Below are 15,819 nucleotides of genomic sequence, written 5' to 3'. Positions count from 1 at the left end.
TATGCAAGTGAAGCGTTTTTTCGCCGCCGATATGCGTCAGGCCATGAAACTGGTCCGTGATGAGCTGGGCGCCGACGCCGCGATTATCGGTAACCGTCGTATTGCCGGCGGTGTCGAGCTGACGGCTGCCCTGGACTACACCCCCTCGGCGCTGGCGCCACGCGTTCCCAACATGGAGCTCGAGGACGAGTTGCGCAAGACCGCTTCGCGCATCGTCTCGGCCCAGGCCGAACTGAGCATGCGCGGCGACAGCGATGCCACCACCAATCGCCAGTTGTTCGCCGGCCTGCCGCTGACCGCCGCCGAGCCGCTGGTTGAACCTACGTTTGTCGAACCGCCGCGTCCCGCCGCGCCAGCCCCGGCCGCCGCCGTCGACCAGCGCATGTTCGATTCGATGCGTTTTGAACTCAATGGCCTGCGTGAATTGCTGGAAGTGCAACTGGGCTCCCTGGCCTGGAACCAGTTGCAAGGCAGCAAGCCGCAGCAAGCCAACCTGTGGCGTCGCCTGCAACGCATCGGCCTGTCCGGCCCGTTGTCCCGCGACCTGCTGGCGTTGACCACTGAAATCGACGAGCCACGCCAGGCCTGGCGCATGCTGCTGGCGCACCTGGCCCGCATGATCGTCACCCCGGAAATCGAACCCCTGGAAGAGGGCGGCGTGATCGCCATGGTCGGCCCTGCCGGCATGGGCAAGACCACCACCCTGGCCAAGCTGGCGGCGCGTTATGTGCTCAAGTACGGCGCGCATAACATCGCGCTGGTGAGCATGGACAGCTACCGTATCGGTGCCCAGGAACAGCTCAAGACCCTGGGGCGCATTCTTAACGTGCCGGTAACCCATGTCGACCCGGGCCAGTCCCTGGCCAACGCCCTGGACCCGCTGCTGCGCAAACGCGTGGTGCTGATCGACACCGCCGGCCTGCAAGCCAGCGATCCGGCGCTGCGCATGCAGCTGGAAAGCCTGGCCGGGCGTGGGATCAAGTCAAAAAATTACCTGGTGCTTGCAACCACCAGCCAGAAACAGGTTCTTACCGCTGCCTACCACAGTTACAAACGCTGTGGGCTGGCCGGTTGCATCCTGACCAAATTGGACGAAACCGCCAGCCTGGGCGAAGTGTTGAGCCTGGCTATCGGTCATGCATTACCGGTCGCCTACCTGACCGACGGGCCGCGGATTCCGGATGATCTGCATCTGCCGCGCCGTCATCAGTTGGTCAGCCGTGCCGTCAGCGTGCAAATGCAGGACGAGCCTAGCGAGGAAGCGATGGCCGATATGTTCGCTGATCTGTACCACAGCCCGGCAAAACGGGTGGGCTGAGCAACATGAACACAATGCAATGTACCTACATTGATGGTCTGCAAGCGATTCACGCGGCCAAGCCATGTAGCCTGCGTCTAAGCAAGACAAGGTAAAGAAATAAAATGGGCAGCATGCATCCCGTACAGGTGATCGCGGTGACCGGCGGCAAAGGTGGCGTCGGAAAAACTAACGTGTCAGTGAATTTGTCCCTGGCGCTGGCAGAGCTTGGCCGTCGCGTCATGCTGCTGGACGCCGACCTGGGACTGGCGAACGTCGACGTTCTGCTGGGGCTGACGCCCAAACACACCCTGGCCGATGTGATCGAAGGCCGGTGCGAGCTGCGCGATGTGCTGCTGCAAGGCCCCGGCGGGATCCGCATCGTGCCGGCCGCTTCCGGCACCCAGAGCATGGTGCACCTGAGCCCCGCGCAGCATGCCGGGCTGATTCAAGCGTTCAGCGATATCGGCGACAACCTCGACGTGCTGGTGATCGACACCGCTGCGGGGATCGGCGAGTCCGTGGTCAGCTTTGTGCGCGCCGCGCAGGAAGTATTGCTGGTGGTCTGCGATGAACCCACCTCGATCACCGACGCCTACGCCCTGATTAAACTCCTTAACCGTGACTACGGCATGAACCGCTTCCGCGTCCTGGCCAATATGGCCCAGAGCCCGCAGGAAGGGCGCAACCTGTTCGCCAAGTTGACCAAGGTCACGGATCGCTTTCTCGATGTCGCCTTACAATACGTCGGCGCAGTTCCCTACGACGAATGTGTGCGCAAGGCCGTGCAGAAACAGCGCGCGGTCTACGAAGCATTCCCTCGTTCGAAATGCGCCTTGGCGTTCAAGGCTATTGCCCAGAAGGTCGATACCTGGCCGCTGCCCGCCAACCCGCGTGGGCATCTGGAGTTTTTCGTCGAGCGATTGGTGCATCAGACGAGCGCAGGGCCAGTGCTATGACATCGAGCGGTTACAACCTCTACAAAAAATCGGCGCGTGACAGCCAGGGTGAACTGATCGAGCGCTATGCGCCCCTGGTCAAGCGCATTGCCTACCACTTGCTGGCCCGGTTGCCGGCCAGCGTGCAGGTGGAGGATCTGATCCAGGCGGGCATGATCGGCCTGCTGGAGGTGTCGACCAAGTACGACGCCACCAAGGGTGCGAGTTTCGAGACGTATGCGGGTATCCGTATTCGCGGCGCGATGCTCGATGAAGTGCGTAAAGGTGACTGGGCACCCCGTTCGGTGCATCGCAATACGCGCATGGTCAGTGACGCAATTCGAGCAATTGAAGCAAAAACCGGTCGTGACGCTAAAGATCATGAAGTTGCGGCCGAACTCCAATTGAGTCTCGACGATTATTACGGGATTTTGAACGATACCTTAGGCAGCCGCCTGTTCAGTTTCGACGACCTGTTGCAGGACGGCGAGCATGAAGGGCTGCACGAGGACGGCGCGAGCGCTCACATGGAGCCGTCGCGCGACCTGGAGGATGAACGCTTCCAGGGGGCATTGGCGGACGCAATCGCCAATTTGCCGGAGCGTGAACGTTTGGTGTTGGCGCTGTACTACGACGAAGAGCTGAACCTCAAGGAAATCGGTGAGGTGCTGGGGGTCAGCGAATCGCGGGTCAGCCAGTTGCATAGCCAGTGCGCCGCCCGCTTGCGGGGACGTCTGGGAGAGTGGCGAGCGCGCTGACAGGCAGTGTGGGGACACTGCAGAGCGATACCGCGTGGGCCATGGGCCTGCGCGGGTTCGGCCCGTGGTGGCCCCGGCAGTCCTTTTTGTGTAATGCCTGTTGATTGAAATGGCGCGTCCAGGTGCTGGGCGCGTTTAAGACTGCTTGGAGGTCGAATTGGACAAGAACATGAAAATCCTCATCGTTGATGACTTCTCAACGATGCGGCGGATCATAAAAAACCTGTTGCGTGACCTTGGGTTCACCAACACGGTCGAGGCGGATGATGGCATCACGGCGCAGCCGATCCTCAACAGCGGAGGCATCGACTTTCTGGTCACGGACTGGAACATGCCCGGCATGACCGGCATCGACTTGCTTCGCTGGGTGCGCGCCGACGAAAAGCTGCGCAACCTGCCCGTGCTGATGGTGACCGCCGAAGCCAAGCGTGAACAGATTATCGAAGCTGCCCAGGCCGGCGTTAACGGTTATGTGGTCAAGCCATTCACTGCACAGGCGTTGAAAGAGAAGATCGAAAAAATCTTCGAACGCATCCACGGCTAATGCCATCGCGGGGGAGCTATGGAGCAGAAAGAAACGTCACAGGGAGACTTTGAGTCAACCCTGAAAAAACATGCTCACCAACTGGTCGACAGCCTTGAAAAAGGTCATTTCGGCGACGCGGTGCAGTTAATCCATGAGCTCAATCAGACCCGTGACCGAGGCCTGTACCAGGAAGTGGGCAAGCTCACGCGCGAGTTGCACAGTGCAATCGTCAATTTCCAGATTGACCCGCACATGCCCCAGGCCGAAGAAATCTCGCAGATTACCGATGCCACCGAACGCCTGTCCTACGTGGTCAGGCTGACTGAGGCGGCGGCCAACCGCACCATGGACCTGGTGGAAAACGCCACGCCTCTGGTCAACGGCATGGCCAATGAAGCCCAGGCCCTGAATGCCGACTGGGGCCGCTTCATGCGCCGGGAAGTGGGGGCTGAAGAGTTCCGCGAGCTGGCACGCCGGGTCGAAGGGTTCCTGTCACGCAGCGAGCAGGACAACCGCACGGTGTCCAGCAACCTCAACGACATTCTGCTGGCCCAGGACTACCAGGACCTGACCGGTCAGGTGATCAAGCGTGTGACGCAGTTGGTCACCGAAGTGGAAAGCAATTTGCTCAAACTGGTGCTCATGGCAGGCCAGGTTGACCGTTTCGCCGGCATCGAACATGACCGCGCAGCGATCCTCTCGGAAAAAGATCCACAAAAACATCTCGCCAAGGGTGAAGGTCCGCAGATTCATGCCGATAAACGTGAAGACGTTGTGTCAGGTCAGGATGACGTAGATGACCTGTTATCCAGTTTAGGCTTCTAAGGAGCACCCACATGAGCTTCGGCGCCGATGAAGAGATCCTTCAGGATTTCCTTGTAGAGGCCGGCGAAATTTTAGAGCAACTGTCCGAACAACTGGTCGAGCTGGAAAGCCGCCCGGATGATGCGAACCTGCTCAATGCAATTTTTCGCGGTTTTCATACTGTAAAAGGGGGCGCCGGCTTCCTCCAGCTCCATGAGCTGGTGGAGTGCTGCCACATCGCCGAGAACGTGTTCGACATCCTGCGCAAGGGTGAGCGGCACGTAGACTCGGAGTTGATGGACGTGATTCTCGAAGCACTCGATGCGGTCAACGGCATGTTCAGCCAAGTGCGCGAACGTGCCCCGATCACCGCTGCCACCCCGGAACTGCTGGCCGCCCTGGCGCGTTACGCGGAGCCTGCCGACCTGGCGGCCGAGCCCGTGGCTGAGGCGGTGGCGGAACCTGAGCCGGCGCCGGAACCGGACGTTACCGACAGCGAGTTCGAACAGCTGCTCAGCTCTCTCAGCGCGGTCAAGGCCGAAGCTGAAGCTCCTGCAGCGGCCCCGTCGCAGGCGCCGACCAGCGAAGACATTACCGACGCCGAGTTCGAGTCGCTGCTCGATCAGTTGCACGGCAAGGGCCAGTTCGCCGCCGACGCCGTGGCACCCGCCGCCGCAGCGCCGGCGCCGGCCGCTGCCACTGCCAGCACCGATATCACTGACGACGAATTCGAAGCGTTGCTCGACCAGTTGCATGGCAAGGGCACCTTCGCCGCCGATGCGCTGCCGGAAGTGGCCGCCACCGCGGCAGCCCCTGCGGCACCGGCCGCCGCCAAACCGGCGACACCGGCCCAACCCGCCGGCGACGGACTGATCACCGATCATGAGTTCGAAGCACTGCTGGACGATCTGCACGGCAAAGGCAAGTTCAGCGAAGTGGCCCCGGCCGCCGCAGCGACGGCCGCCGCCGCCAAGCCTGCACCGGTAGCCGCGAAGGCCGCCGCCCCGGCCGCCAAGCCTGCGCCTGCTCCGGCCGCCGCGGCTGCCCCTGCACGAGCGGCCGCCGCCGCGCCGGTGGCCGACAAGCCTGTGACTGAAGCCGAAACCACCGTGCGGGTCGATACCGCGCGCCTGGACGACATCATGAACATGGTCGGCGAACTGGTATTGGTGCGTAACCGCCTGGTGCGCCTGGGCCTGAGCAGTGGCGATGAGTCCATGCAAAAGGCCGTGTCGAACCTCGATGTGGTGACCGCCGACCTGCAGACCGCCGTGATGAAAACGCGGATGCAGCCGATCAAGAAAGTCTTCGGCCGCTTCCCGCGCCTGGTTCGCGACCTGGCGCGCCAGCTGAAGAAAGAAATCAACCTGGAACTGGTAGGCGAAGAAACCGACCTCGACAAAAACCTCGTCGAGGCCCTGGCCGACCCGCTGGTCCACTTGGTGCGCAACGCCGTCGACCATGGCGTGGAAACCCCGGAAGAACGTGAAGCCTCGGGCAAGTCCCGTGGCGGCAAGGTGATCCTGGCGGCCGAGCAGGAAGGCGACCATATCCTGCTGTCTATCACCGACGACGGCAAGGGCATGGATCCGGCCATCCTGCGCAACATCGCGGTCAAGCGTGGCGTGATGGACAAGGATGCCGCCGACCGCCTGACCGACACCGAGTGCTACAACCTGATCTTCGCCCCAGGCTTCTCGACCAAAACCGAGATCTCCGACGTGTCGGGCCGTGGCGTGGGCATGGACGTGGTCAAGACCAAGATCAGCCAGCTCAACGGCTCGATCAATATCTACTCGACCAAGGGCCAGGGTTCCAAGATCGTCATCAAGGTGCCGTTGACCCTGGCGATCATGCCGACCCTGATGGTGATGCTGGGCAACCAGGCCTTCGCCTTCCCGCTGGTCAACGTCAACGAGATCTTCCACCTCGACCTGTCGCGCACCAACGTGGTGGACGGCCAGGAAGTGGTGATCGTGCGCGACAAGGCGTTGCCGCTGTTCTACCTCAAGCGCTGGCTGGTGGCATCGGCGGCGCATGAAGAACAGCGCGAAGGCCATGTGGTGATTCTCTCCGTGGGCACCCAGCGTATCGGCTTTGTGGTCGATCAACTGGTCGGCCAGGAAGAAGTGGTCATCAAGCCTTTGGGCAAAATGCTGCAGGGAACCCCGGGCATGTCGGGTGCGACCATCACCGGTGACGGTCGGATCGCGCTGATTCTCGATGTTCCGAGCATGCTCAAGCGTTACGCCGCTCGGCGTATTTGATTCTGGCGGGGCAGGGCGGTCAGCCCGCCCCGCCTAACGGAGTGTTTATGGCAGTCAAGGTCCTGGTGGTGGACGATTCGGGTTTCTTCCGCCGCCGCGTCTCGGAAATTCTTTCCGCCGATCCAAGCATCCAGGTGGTCGGCACGGCCACCAACGGCAAAGAGGCGATTGATCAAGCCATTGCGTTGAAGCCGGATGTCATCACCATGGACTACGAGATGCCCATGATGGACGGCATCACGGCGGTGCGGCACATCATGCAGCGCTGCCCGACTCCGGTGTTGATGTTCTCCTCGCTGACCCATGAAGGCGCCCGAGTGACCCTCGACGCGCTGGATGCGGGGGCCGTGGACTTCCTGCCGAAGAATTTCGAAGACATCTCGCGCAATCCCGAGAAGGTCAAGCAACTGCTGTGCGAGAAAGTCCACAGCATTTCCCGCAGCAACCGTCGCAGCCTGTTCAGCGCGCCTTCGCCTTCGCCTTCGCCGGCACCTGCTCCGGCTGCTCCGGCGGCGCCGAGCAGTTCGACGTTCGGGCGTCCGGCCCCCGCGCCGGTTGCCCGGCCGGCGGCGGCTCCCGCGCGGGCATCGGCATCGACAAGCCACTCGCCGGCGCCCAAGCGCAAAGCCTACAAGCTGGTGGCCATCGGCACGTCCACCGGTGGCCCGGTAGCGTTGCAGCGCGTGCTCACTCAGTTGCCGGCCAACTTCCCGGCGCCGATCGTGCTGATCCAGCACATGCCGGCGGCATTCACCAAGGCCTTCGCCGAGCGCCTGGACAAGTTGTGCCGCATCAGCGTCAAGGAAGCCGAAGATGGCGACATCCTGCGTCCGGGCCTGGCGCTGCTGGCCCCGGGCGGCAAGCAGATGATGGTCGACGGGCGTGGCGCGATCAAAATCCTGCCGGGTGACGAACGCCTCAACTACAAGCCCTGCGTTGATATCACCTTCGGTTCGGCGGCCAAGTCCTACGGCGACAAAGTTCTGGCGGTGGTGCTCACCGGCATGGGCGCCGATGGTCGCGAAGGTGCGCGGTTGCTCAAGCAGGGCGGCAGTGCGATCTGGGCCCAGGACGAAGCCAGCTGCGTGATCTATGGCATGCCCATGGCGATCGTCAAGGCCGACCTGGCCGATGCGGTCTACAGCCTGGATGACATCGGCAAGCACTTGGTGGAGGCCTGCCTCTGATGGATGTCTTGAGCCTGATCGGCATCACCATGGCGTTCGTCGCGATCATTGGCGGCAACTACCTTGAGGGCGGCCACCTCGGCGCCCTGGCCAACGGGCCGGCGGCGCTGATCGTGATCGGCGGCACGGTAGGGGCCGCGTTGCTGCAGTCGCCATTGAGTTCGTTCAAGCGCGCCATGCAGATCCTGATCTGGATTATTTTCCCGCCGCGCGTCGACCTGGCCGGCGGCATCGACCGCGTGGTCAACTGGAGCCTTACCGCCCGCAAGGAAGGCCTGCTGGGCCTGGAGGGCGTGGCCGATGCCGAGCCCGACAGCTACGCGCGCAAAGGCCTGCAGTTGCTGGTGGACGGCGCCGAGCCGGAAGCGATCCGCAGCATCCTGGAGGTGGATTTCTTCACTCAGGAAAGCCGCGACATCAATGCCGCCAAAGTCTTTGAAAGCATGGGCGGCTACGCGCCGACCATCGGCATCATCGGTGCGGTAATGGGCCTGATCCACGTGATGGGTAACCTGGCCGATCCGTCGCAATTGGGCAGCGGTATTGCCGTGGCATTCGTCGCCACCATCTACGGGGTGGCGAGCGCCAACCTGGTGCTGCTGCCGGTGGCCAGCAAGCTCAAGTCAATCGCCATGCGCCAGGCGCGTTACCGTGAAATGCTGCTCGAGGGCCTGCTGTCGATTGCCGAGGGCGAGAACCCGCGCTCCATCGAATTGAAGCTCCAGGGCTTCATGGATTGATGGGAGGTATGGGTTGTGAGCCGTCGCCGTCGCGAGCCTGAAGAACACGTTAACCACGAACGCTGGCTGGTGTCCTACGCGGACTTCATCACCCTGCTGTTCGCGTTTTTCGTAGTGATGTACTCCATCTCGTCGATCAACGAAGGCAAGTACAAAGTGATTTCCCAGGCGCTGATCGGCGTATTCAACGACGCCGACCGTTCGCTCAAGCCGATCCCCATCGGTGAGGAACGGCCCCGCACCGTGACCCCGGCCAAACCGCTGGTCAACGACAGCGATGAAACCGCCGCCGGGGTGGGGGGCACCAGCGACCCGCTCAAGAGCATCGCCGATGACATCAGCGCCGCATTCGGCGACCTGATCAGTTCCAACCAGATGACCGTGCGCGGCAATGAGTTGTGGGTCGAGATCGAGCTTAATTCCAGCCTGCTGTTTGCCAGTGCCGATGCGATGCCCAGCGACCAGGCGTTCACCATCATCGATAAAGTGGCGGCTATCCTCAAACCGTTCGAGAACCCGATCCACGTCGAAGGCTTCACCGACAATATTCCGATCAGCACCGCGCAGTACCCCACCAACTGGGAACTGTCGTCGGCGCGCGCGGCAAGCATTGTGCGCATGCTGGCGATGCAGGGTGTGAACCCCGGTCGCCTGGCGTCGGTGGGTTATGGCGAGTTCCAGCCGGTGGCCAATAACGCCACGTTGGAAGGACGTGCGCGCAACCGTCGGGTGGTGTTGGTGGTGTCGCGCAACCTGGATGTGCGCCGCAGCCTGACCGGCACCGGCACCGCCAATGCAACACCGGATGCGGCCTTGAGGCGTGCTGGCACACAAACTGCACCGCCAGCGATTAAGCCGCCGGTTCGTCAGAGCGCCGTCAATTCTCCGTCACCGGCTCAATAACTTTATGCAATGTCTCGGTCGCGCCTGTGCCTGCCGGGAGGAACCATCCGAATGAGAGTCTGGGCAGTTGCCAATCAAAAAGGTGGAGTCGGCAAGACCACCACCTCCATCGCTCTGGCCGGTTTGCTGGCCGAGGCGGGCAAGCGCGTGGTCGTGGTCGACCTGGACCCCCACGGCTCGATGACCAGCTATTTCGGCTATGACCCGGATGCGCTGGAACACAGCTGCTTTGACCTGTTCCTGCACAAGGGCAACGTGCCCGGCGACCTGCCTGGGCAGTTGCTGTTGCCCACCAGCGACGAGCGTATTTCGCTGTTGCCGTCCAGCACCGCACTGGCCACTCTCGAGCGCCAGTCGCCAGGTCAGAGCGGTCTGGGCCTGGTCATCGCCAAGACCCTGGCGCAACTGTGGCAGGACTTTGACTACGCCGTCATCGACAGCCCGCCGCTGTTGGGGGTGTTGATGGTCAACGCGTTGGCCGCCAGCCAGCAACTGGTGATCCCGGTGCAGACCGAGCACCTGGCGGTCAAGGGCCTGGAGCGCATGGTCAGCACCCTGGCGATGATCAACCGCTCGCGCAAGCAGCCGCTGCCGTTCAGCATCGTGCCGACCCTGTTCGACCGCCGCACCCAGGCGTCGCTCGGTACGTTGCGTGTATTGCGCGATGCGTACCCGGACACCATCTGGCAAGGCTACATTCCGGTGGACACGCGCCTGCGTGACGCCAGCCGCGCCGGGCTCACCCCTTCGCAGTTCGATGGCAAGAGCCGTGGCGTGCTGGCTTATCGCGCATTGCTCAAGCACCTGTTGTCCCAGCAACTCGTGGCGCAGGTGGCATGATGAACCGTCCCGTCGACCTCAAGACCAAGACCCGGCCGCAGCTGGCGCTGGAATCCTACCTGGATGCCCTGCTGCAGGAAGCAACCGACGAAGACCTGCCGGAACCGGTGCTGGTACTGGAGCCGATAGTCGAAACCAGCAGTGCGCTGGATGAATTCCAATTGGCCGTGCTGGAAGAGCAGGCACGGGACGCCCGGATCGTGGTGCCTGTCGCCGCGCCCGCCGTCGTTGTGGTGCCGGAGCCTGTGGTACCGGCGCCCATGGTCGTCGAACCGGTGGTGCAAGTGCACCTGCCACCGAGCATCACTCCGCCTCCGGCAAGCGGCGATGGGCGCCCGGCATGGGCCGCCGAGCCGTTCGAATGCCTGTTGTTCGACGTCGCCGGTCTGACCCTGGCGGTGCCCCTGGTGTGCCTGGGTTCGATCTATTCGCTCGAAGGTCACGAGCTGACGCCGCTGTTCGGGCAGCCGGAGTGGTTCCTCGGCATCCTGCCCAGCCAGGCCGGCAACCTTAAGGTGCTGGATACCGCGCGCTGGGTGATGCCCGACCGCTACCGCGACGATTTCCGCCAGGGCTTGCAGTACGTGATCTCCGTTCAGGGCTATGAGTGGGGGCTGGCGGTGCATCAGGTCAGCCGCTCGTTGCGCCTGGACCCCAACGAAATCAAATGGCGCAGCCACCGGGGCCAGCGGCCCTGGCTGGCCGGCACCGTGATCGAACACATGTGCGCGTTGCTTGACGTCGCCGAACTGGCCGAGTTGATCGCCAGCGGTGCCGTCAAGTCGATGCCCGGTAACAAACGCAGTTGATTGAACACGCCGGCCGCACGGGTGTGCGGTCGCCGAACGAAGCACACACGCCGTATCCAACGGCATTTGAAGGGGTCATGGGTATGAATATGTCAGCATCAGCACAAAAAGGCTCGGACGATCCGATTCTGCAATGGGTGACCTTCAAGCTGGACAACGAGACCTACGGCATTAACGTGATGCGCGTGCAGGAAGTGCTGCGCTACACCGAGATCGCCCCGGTCCCGGGTGCCCCGAGCTATGTGCTCGGCATCATCAACCTGCGCGGCAACGTCGTGACCGTGATCGACACGCGCCAGCGTTTCGGCCTGGACACCGCTGAAGTCACCGACAACACGCGCATCGTCATCATTGAAGCCGACAAGCAAGTGGTCGGTATCCTGGTCGACAGCGTCGCGGAAGTGGTCTACCTGCGCCAATCGGAAGTGGAAACCGCGCCGAACGTGGGCAACGAAGAGTCGGCCAAGTTTATCCAGGGCGTGTGCAACAAGAACAACGAACTGTTGATTCTGGTTGAGCTGGACAAAATGATGAGCGAAGAAGAGTGGTCGGAACTGGAGAGCATCTGATTGTTCCTTGAGGTCGCGGTGATCGTCCTGGCCCTGTTGTGGGCCGGGACCCTGGGTTTTCTGCTGCGCTACATGGCCCAGCAGCGCGAATTGGCACTGCAGCAGGCCGAGCGCGAGGCTGTGCGCGATCGGCGCATTCTGGAACTGGTCAAGCGCGTCGACCATTACCAGAAGAGTGCGGTGCGGGTCGGGGATGAGGTGCATGAACTGCGCGCGATCCTCGCTCCGATGCCGGACAAGCTCGAGCAGCTGGAGCAGCGCGATCCTGCCAACCTGTCGTTTGCCCAGGCGGCGAAGCTGGTGGGGATGGGCGCGACGGTGGACGACCTGACCCAGTCGTGCGGCTTGACCCAGGCTGAGGCGCAGTTGATGAGTAAGTTGCACAAGAGCTGATTGCGTCTGTGCCGAGCAGGGCAAGCCTGCTCACTACAGAATCAGGTGTCAGGCGTTAGGGAGCGTCGCGCCTGCGATGGGGAGCGCCCGGCCGCCCAATTAATTTCCAATCCCACTGACTTTTTTCTTCTCCTCCAAGGTCCACATCCTTCAAGCACCTTTGAATCAGGAGATTCCCCGCATGAGCACCCCCAAGGCACTGTTGATCCTTCACGGCAAGCAAGCCCTCAACGAGGACGTGCGCAGCGCCGTGCTGGCCCGGCGTGAGCAGGGTTGGGAGCTGGCGGTGCGGGTGACGTGGGAGGGCGGCGACGCTCGGCGCCTGGTGGGCGAGGCGTTGGAGCAGGGCTATACGCACATCATTGCCGGCGGCGGCGACGGCACCTTGCGCGACGTGGCCGAGGCGATGGCCCAGGCCAGGGCCGATGCCAGCCTGGTACTGATGCCGCTGGGCACCGCCAATGATTTTGCCAAGGCCGCCGGGGTGCCGTTGGAACCGGCCCAGGCCCTGGCACTGCTGGACTTGGCGCCGCGGGCGATCGACCTGGGCCAGGTGGGCGGCCAGGTTTTTCTGAACATGGCCACCGGTGGGTTCGGCAGCCAGGTCACCGCCAATACCTCCGAAGACTTGAAGAAAGTCCTGGGCGGCGCGGCGTATCTGTTTACCGGCCTCACGCGTTTCAGCGAGTTGAAGGCTGCCTACGGCGAGCTGGAAGGCCCGGATTTCCAATGGAAGGGCGAGATGCTGGCGCTGGGCATCGGCAACGGTCGCCAGGCCGGCGGTGGGCATGTGCTGTGCCCGCAGGCAATGGCCGATGACGGTTTGCTCGATGTCAGCATTCTGCCGGCGCCGCAGGAAGTGGTCGGCACTTTGCGCGAGCTGATGAGCAATGGCTGGGGGTTGGACAACATGTTCGTGCGCGCGCGCCTGCCGTGGGTGCAGATCAAACAGGCCGAAGGGCTTTACATCAATCTGGACGGCGAACCGCTCAAGGGCGACGACCTGCGTTTCGAAACACTGCCCAAGGCGCTGCGGGTGCACCTGCCGCTGGGCTCGCCCCTAGTCGTCCAGGCTGATGATCTTCTCGCGCACCGCGAATAACACCAGCCCCGCCACGTCGAATATCTGCAGGCGCTTCATGATCTGCGAGCGATGGGCTTCCACGGTCTTGATGCTCAGCCCCAGCCCGTGGGCGATCTCGCGGGTGGACTTGCCGCGTACGATCAGGCGCAGGATCTCCAACTGGCGCGGCGTGAGGTTGTGGCTGTGGCCGACCGGCACGGCGGGCCCCTGGCTGCGTACCAGCGCCTGGCTGATCACCGTGTGGGCGATCGCCGGGCTCAGGTAGCGCTCATTGTTGCGCAGGGCGCGCAGGGCGTGTTCCAGCTCGTTGGCGCTGGTGTCCTTGAGCAGGTAGCCATGGGCGCCGGCTTCCAGTGCGCACATGATCAGTTCCGGGTCGGTGTGCATCGACAGGATCAGCACCTTGCAGCGGGGATAGGCGCTTTTGAGCTGCTGCAGCGCGTCAAGGCCGCTGGTGTGCTTCATCGACAGGTCCAGCAGCACCATATCGGGTTGCAGCACGTGGAATTGCTCCAGCAACTGCGCGCCGTCGCTGGCTTCGCCGATCACCGTATAGCCGGGAATATCCTGGATCAACGCACGCACGCCGGCCCTGATCAGTGCATGGTCATCCACCAGGAGTAATGTGCAGGTCACTCGAGAACCTTAGGGGAACTGGCCCGTTCGAGGGCGCGCGGCGCCCAGGGAAAAAGTGCGTCGATGCGTGTGCCATGACCAGGCTGACTGTTGACCGACAGCGTGCCGCCCAGTTGATCAATGCGTTCGGCCATGCCGGCCATGCCCCGCTGGCCTTCGCGGCCTGGGTTGCCGGCGGGCAGGAAGCCCTGGCCGTCGTCACTGATGCTCAGCGACAGCCCTTCGGGCAGGCGTTGCAGGCGCACCAGCAGGTTATGCGCGTGAGCATGACGCAGCATGTTGGTTACCGCTTCCTGGGTGATGCGAAACGCCGCCACGGCCATCTCTTCCGGGATGCCGGTAAGCCGCTGCTGGCATTCCAGGCTCCAGTGCACAGGGGTGTTTTCAAGGGTCTTGAGCAAATGCGCGCGCAGACTGGCTTCCAGCCCCAGGCTGGTCAGTTGCCGGGGATTGAGGATGGCCGACACGTCGCGCACCTTGGCCAGGGTCTCGTTCAGCGTATTGCATAGCACCGCGCATTGGCTTTGCAGGTCTTGCGGCAGGCGACGCTTGAGCCATTCACTTTGCAGCTTGGCGGCGGTCAGTAATTGGCCGATGTCGTCATGCAGTTCGCGGCTGAGGCGGTGACGTTCGTTTTCCTGCACCTGCAGCAGGCGATCGGCCAGTTCCTGCGGCTGCAGGCGAATGGACTTGCGCGAGCGCCACTGTTGCAGGCCGAGTACCAGCAGCGTGGCCAGGTTCAGCAGCAATACGCTCAGCGGCAACGGGGCGGCGTGGTTAAAGGCCCACAGGCTGATCAGCAGCGAGGCAAGGCACAGGCCAAAGATCAGGCGGCGAGCATGGCTGCGGGACGCGGACCTGGCGAGGAGTGACTTGAGGCTGGCGTACATAGCGGATGGAGCCAATGAGAAGTCGTTGCGAAAGTTCGGACACGTCTGACGAGGCTCAGTCTGAAGTGCATGGCCGAAGCGTTTATATACAAGAAGTTCAATGACTTCGAGCGGCGCATAGTACCACCCCTGTAACCGTCGGTCGCCTGGCACCAGGCGGCGTTGGTCGATTATCCCGGTTAATGGACAGAGACAGTCTCAACGCATTAACTCAGAATGTTTTACAAGTTATGCGAACTTGTATAGTTATTCTGTCGTTGATGGCTAAATGATATTTTGCGTATGTCGCTTTTAGATAATCCGTCGCCTTAGAAGGCCGCTGCCCATCACCACATATGATGCAAACGTTGCTGCGGCTTTTGGCTGAATGTCTTCTGCGGAATCTGCAGCGTAACCGTGGCGATGAGGGTGGTTTGTTCGGTGTCATCCAGCGCCAATTCGCCGGTCCTGGTGTCGATCAACTCCAGCTGCCACGCCAGCAAGGTCAGGCAGGCATGCAATGCCTCCAGGGCCTGGTCATGCAGTTGCAAGGGGTTCTGCGCGTTGGCGATCAGGGTCTGGATATGCCGCGAGAATTCACCGATCGCCTGCAGGGCCAGGGCGTCGGCCTTTTCGGCGAGCCTGCTGAGGCTGATTTTCATGCAGTCGATCGCGTCGCTGTCATTGCGAATCAGGTGCAGGTGGCTCAGGCATTCTTCCGATTTGTTCAGCAGCTTTTCTGCTTCGAGCAGAAATTCGGGCAGTGCGCGCTGCCATTCTTTACCGTCGTTCATCATGCAAGTCTCCACAACATACGGTCGGGTGATGAGATGTCGCTGCGGGTGAATGGCTTAAAACTAGCGCTGAAATTTGACTCGTACCTGTAGGTGGCTTCTGAGTTTTGAGTAGGAAACTTATTGAAATGACGGTGACGGCGCGGCGCAGCCGCCATGCGCGGGCTTGATTGCACACCTTCTGTTGTCGCGACGTGGACGCCTGGAAGACCCAGGGGGCGAGGACTTGGGATGGCAAACAAAAGCCTGACTCCATTCATGCAATGAGAATGGCGTCACATTAATGGCTATTAGATATTGCGAATATCAGGTTGGGCCTGATTGCGTATAGGGGAATCCCTTACACGGTGGAACCTTACGTCGATTTGAGTGTCGCGCAATGGGCTCATTTACCGTCATGAAGAG

17 protein-coding genes are annotated in these 15,819 nt (G+C 62.1%); 14 read left to right on the top strand and 3 right to left on the bottom strand.

Going from position 1 to position 15,819, the window contains the following annotated elements:
- The first annotated feature begins 1 nt into the window (after position 1).
- The 14 genes from flhF (at position 2) to yegS (ending at position 13,133) form a co-directional block, all read left to right on the top strand.
- On the top strand, positions 2-1,318 hold the full coding sequence (gene flhF / locus G7025_RS00640; protein ID WP_181075816.1) for a flagellar biosynthesis protein FlhF: 1,317 nt from the start codon (positions 2-4) through the stop codon (positions 1,316-1,318).
- Positions 1,319-1,422: 104 nt separating this feature from the next.
- Positions 1,423-2,256, top strand: coding sequence for a flagellar synthesis regulator FleN (fleN, locus tag G7025_RS00635; protein WP_003192912.1), 834 nt, complete (start codon positions 1,423-1,425; stop codon positions 2,254-2,256).
- Positions 2,253-2,993 (top strand): RNA polymerase sigma factor FliA, encoded by a 741-nt coding sequence (gene fliA, locus G7025_RS00630; protein ID WP_181075814.1) that lies wholly within the window; start codon positions 2,253-2,255, stop codon positions 2,991-2,993. The genes fleN and fliA overlap by 4 nt, the downstream gene beginning before the upstream one ends.
- A 169-nt stretch (positions 2,994-3,162) precedes the next feature.
- Positions 3,163-3,537 carry a chemotaxis response regulator CheY gene (locus G7025_RS00625; protein WP_162276696.1) on the top strand — a complete coding sequence of 125 codons (375 nt, stop codon included), beginning with the start codon at positions 3,163-3,165 and terminating at the stop codon, positions 3,535-3,537.
- An 18-nt stretch (positions 3,538-3,555) separates the two neighbouring features.
- Positions 3,556-4,344: a protein phosphatase CheZ gene (locus tag G7025_RS00620; RefSeq protein ID WP_181075812.1), complete on the top strand. Its 789-nt coding sequence runs from the start codon at positions 3,556-3,558 to the stop codon at positions 4,342-4,344.
- A gap of 11 nt (positions 4,345-4,355) precedes the next feature.
- Positions 4,356-6,590: a chemotaxis protein CheA gene (locus G7025_RS00615; RefSeq protein ID WP_181075811.1), complete on the top strand. Its 2,235-nt coding sequence runs from the start codon at positions 4,356-4,358 to the stop codon at positions 6,588-6,590.
- 47 nt (positions 6,591-6,637) lie between these two features.
- A complete protein-coding gene (locus G7025_RS00610) occupies positions 6,638-7,777 on the top strand; it encodes a protein-glutamate methylesterase/protein-glutamine glutaminase (protein WP_181075809.1) in 1,140 nt (379 codons plus the stop codon).
- Positions 7,777-8,517 (top strand): flagellar motor protein, encoded by a 741-nt coding sequence (locus tag G7025_RS00605; protein ID WP_181075807.1) that lies wholly within the window; start codon positions 7,777-7,779, stop codon positions 8,515-8,517. The genes G7025_RS00610 and G7025_RS00605 overlap by 1 nt, the downstream gene beginning before the upstream one ends.
- 15 nt (positions 8,518-8,532) lie before the next feature.
- Complete coding sequence (gene motD, locus G7025_RS00600) at positions 8,533-9,420, top strand: flagellar motor protein MotD (RefSeq protein WP_181075805.1); 888 nt, start codon at positions 8,533-8,535, stop codon at positions 9,418-9,420.
- 51 nt (positions 9,421-9,471) lie between these two features.
- Positions 9,472-10,260 carry a ParA family protein gene (locus G7025_RS00595; protein ID WP_181075803.1) on the top strand — a complete coding sequence of 263 codons (789 nt, stop codon included), beginning with the start codon at positions 9,472-9,474 and terminating at the stop codon, positions 10,258-10,260.
- On the top strand, positions 10,260-11,069 hold the full coding sequence (locus G7025_RS00590; RefSeq protein ID WP_181075801.1) for a CheW domain-containing protein: 810 nt from the start codon (positions 10,260-10,262) through the stop codon (positions 11,067-11,069). The genes G7025_RS00595 and G7025_RS00590 overlap by 1 nt, the downstream gene beginning before the upstream one ends.
- Before the next feature lie 83 nt (positions 11,070-11,152).
- A complete protein-coding gene (locus G7025_RS00585) occupies positions 11,153-11,638 on the top strand; it encodes a chemotaxis protein CheW (RefSeq protein ID WP_370694733.1) in 486 nt (161 codons plus the stop codon).
- The gene (locus G7025_RS00580; RefSeq protein ID WP_181075799.1) at positions 11,639-12,031 is read left to right on the top strand and encodes a DUF2802 domain-containing protein; all 393 of its coding nucleotides are present in this window, start codon (positions 11,639-11,641) and stop codon (positions 12,029-12,031) included.
- 181 nt (positions 12,032-12,212) lie between these two features.
- A complete protein-coding gene (gene yegS, locus G7025_RS00575; RefSeq protein ID WP_181075797.1) occupies positions 12,213-13,133 on the top strand; it encodes a lipid kinase YegS in 921 nt (306 codons plus the stop codon).
- Here yegS and G7025_RS00570 read toward each other — a convergent pair.
- The 3 genes from G7025_RS00570 to G7025_RS00560 all read right to left on the bottom strand — a co-directional run bounded on the left by G7025_RS00570 (position 13,092) and on the right by G7025_RS00560 (position 15,417).
- Complete coding sequence (locus tag G7025_RS00570; protein ID WP_181075795.1) at positions 13,092-13,751, bottom strand: response regulator transcription factor; 660 nt, start codon at positions 13,749-13,751, stop codon at positions 13,092-13,094. The genes yegS and G7025_RS00570 overlap by 42 nt on opposite strands.
- A complete protein-coding gene (locus G7025_RS00565; protein WP_181076168.1) occupies positions 13,748-14,641 on the bottom strand; it encodes a sensor histidine kinase in 894 nt (297 codons plus the stop codon). Before G7025_RS00565 ends, G7025_RS00570 begins: the two co-directional genes overlap by 4 nt.
- Before the next feature lie 326 nt (positions 14,642-14,967).
- A complete protein-coding gene (locus G7025_RS00560) occupies positions 14,968-15,417 on the bottom strand; it encodes a hypothetical protein (RefSeq protein ID WP_181075793.1) in 450 nt (149 codons plus the stop codon).
- Positions 15,418-15,819 lie beyond the last annotated feature (402 nt).

Origin of the sequence: Pseudomonas lurida (assembly GCF_013522705.1) — a bacterium.
GTDB classification, from domain to species: domain Bacteria; phylum Pseudomonadota; class Gammaproteobacteria; order Pseudomonadales; family Pseudomonadaceae; genus Aquipseudomonas; species Aquipseudomonas quebecensis.
Note: the sequence above shows the minus strand (reverse complement) of the source record. Positions and strands in the feature narration are given on the sequence as shown.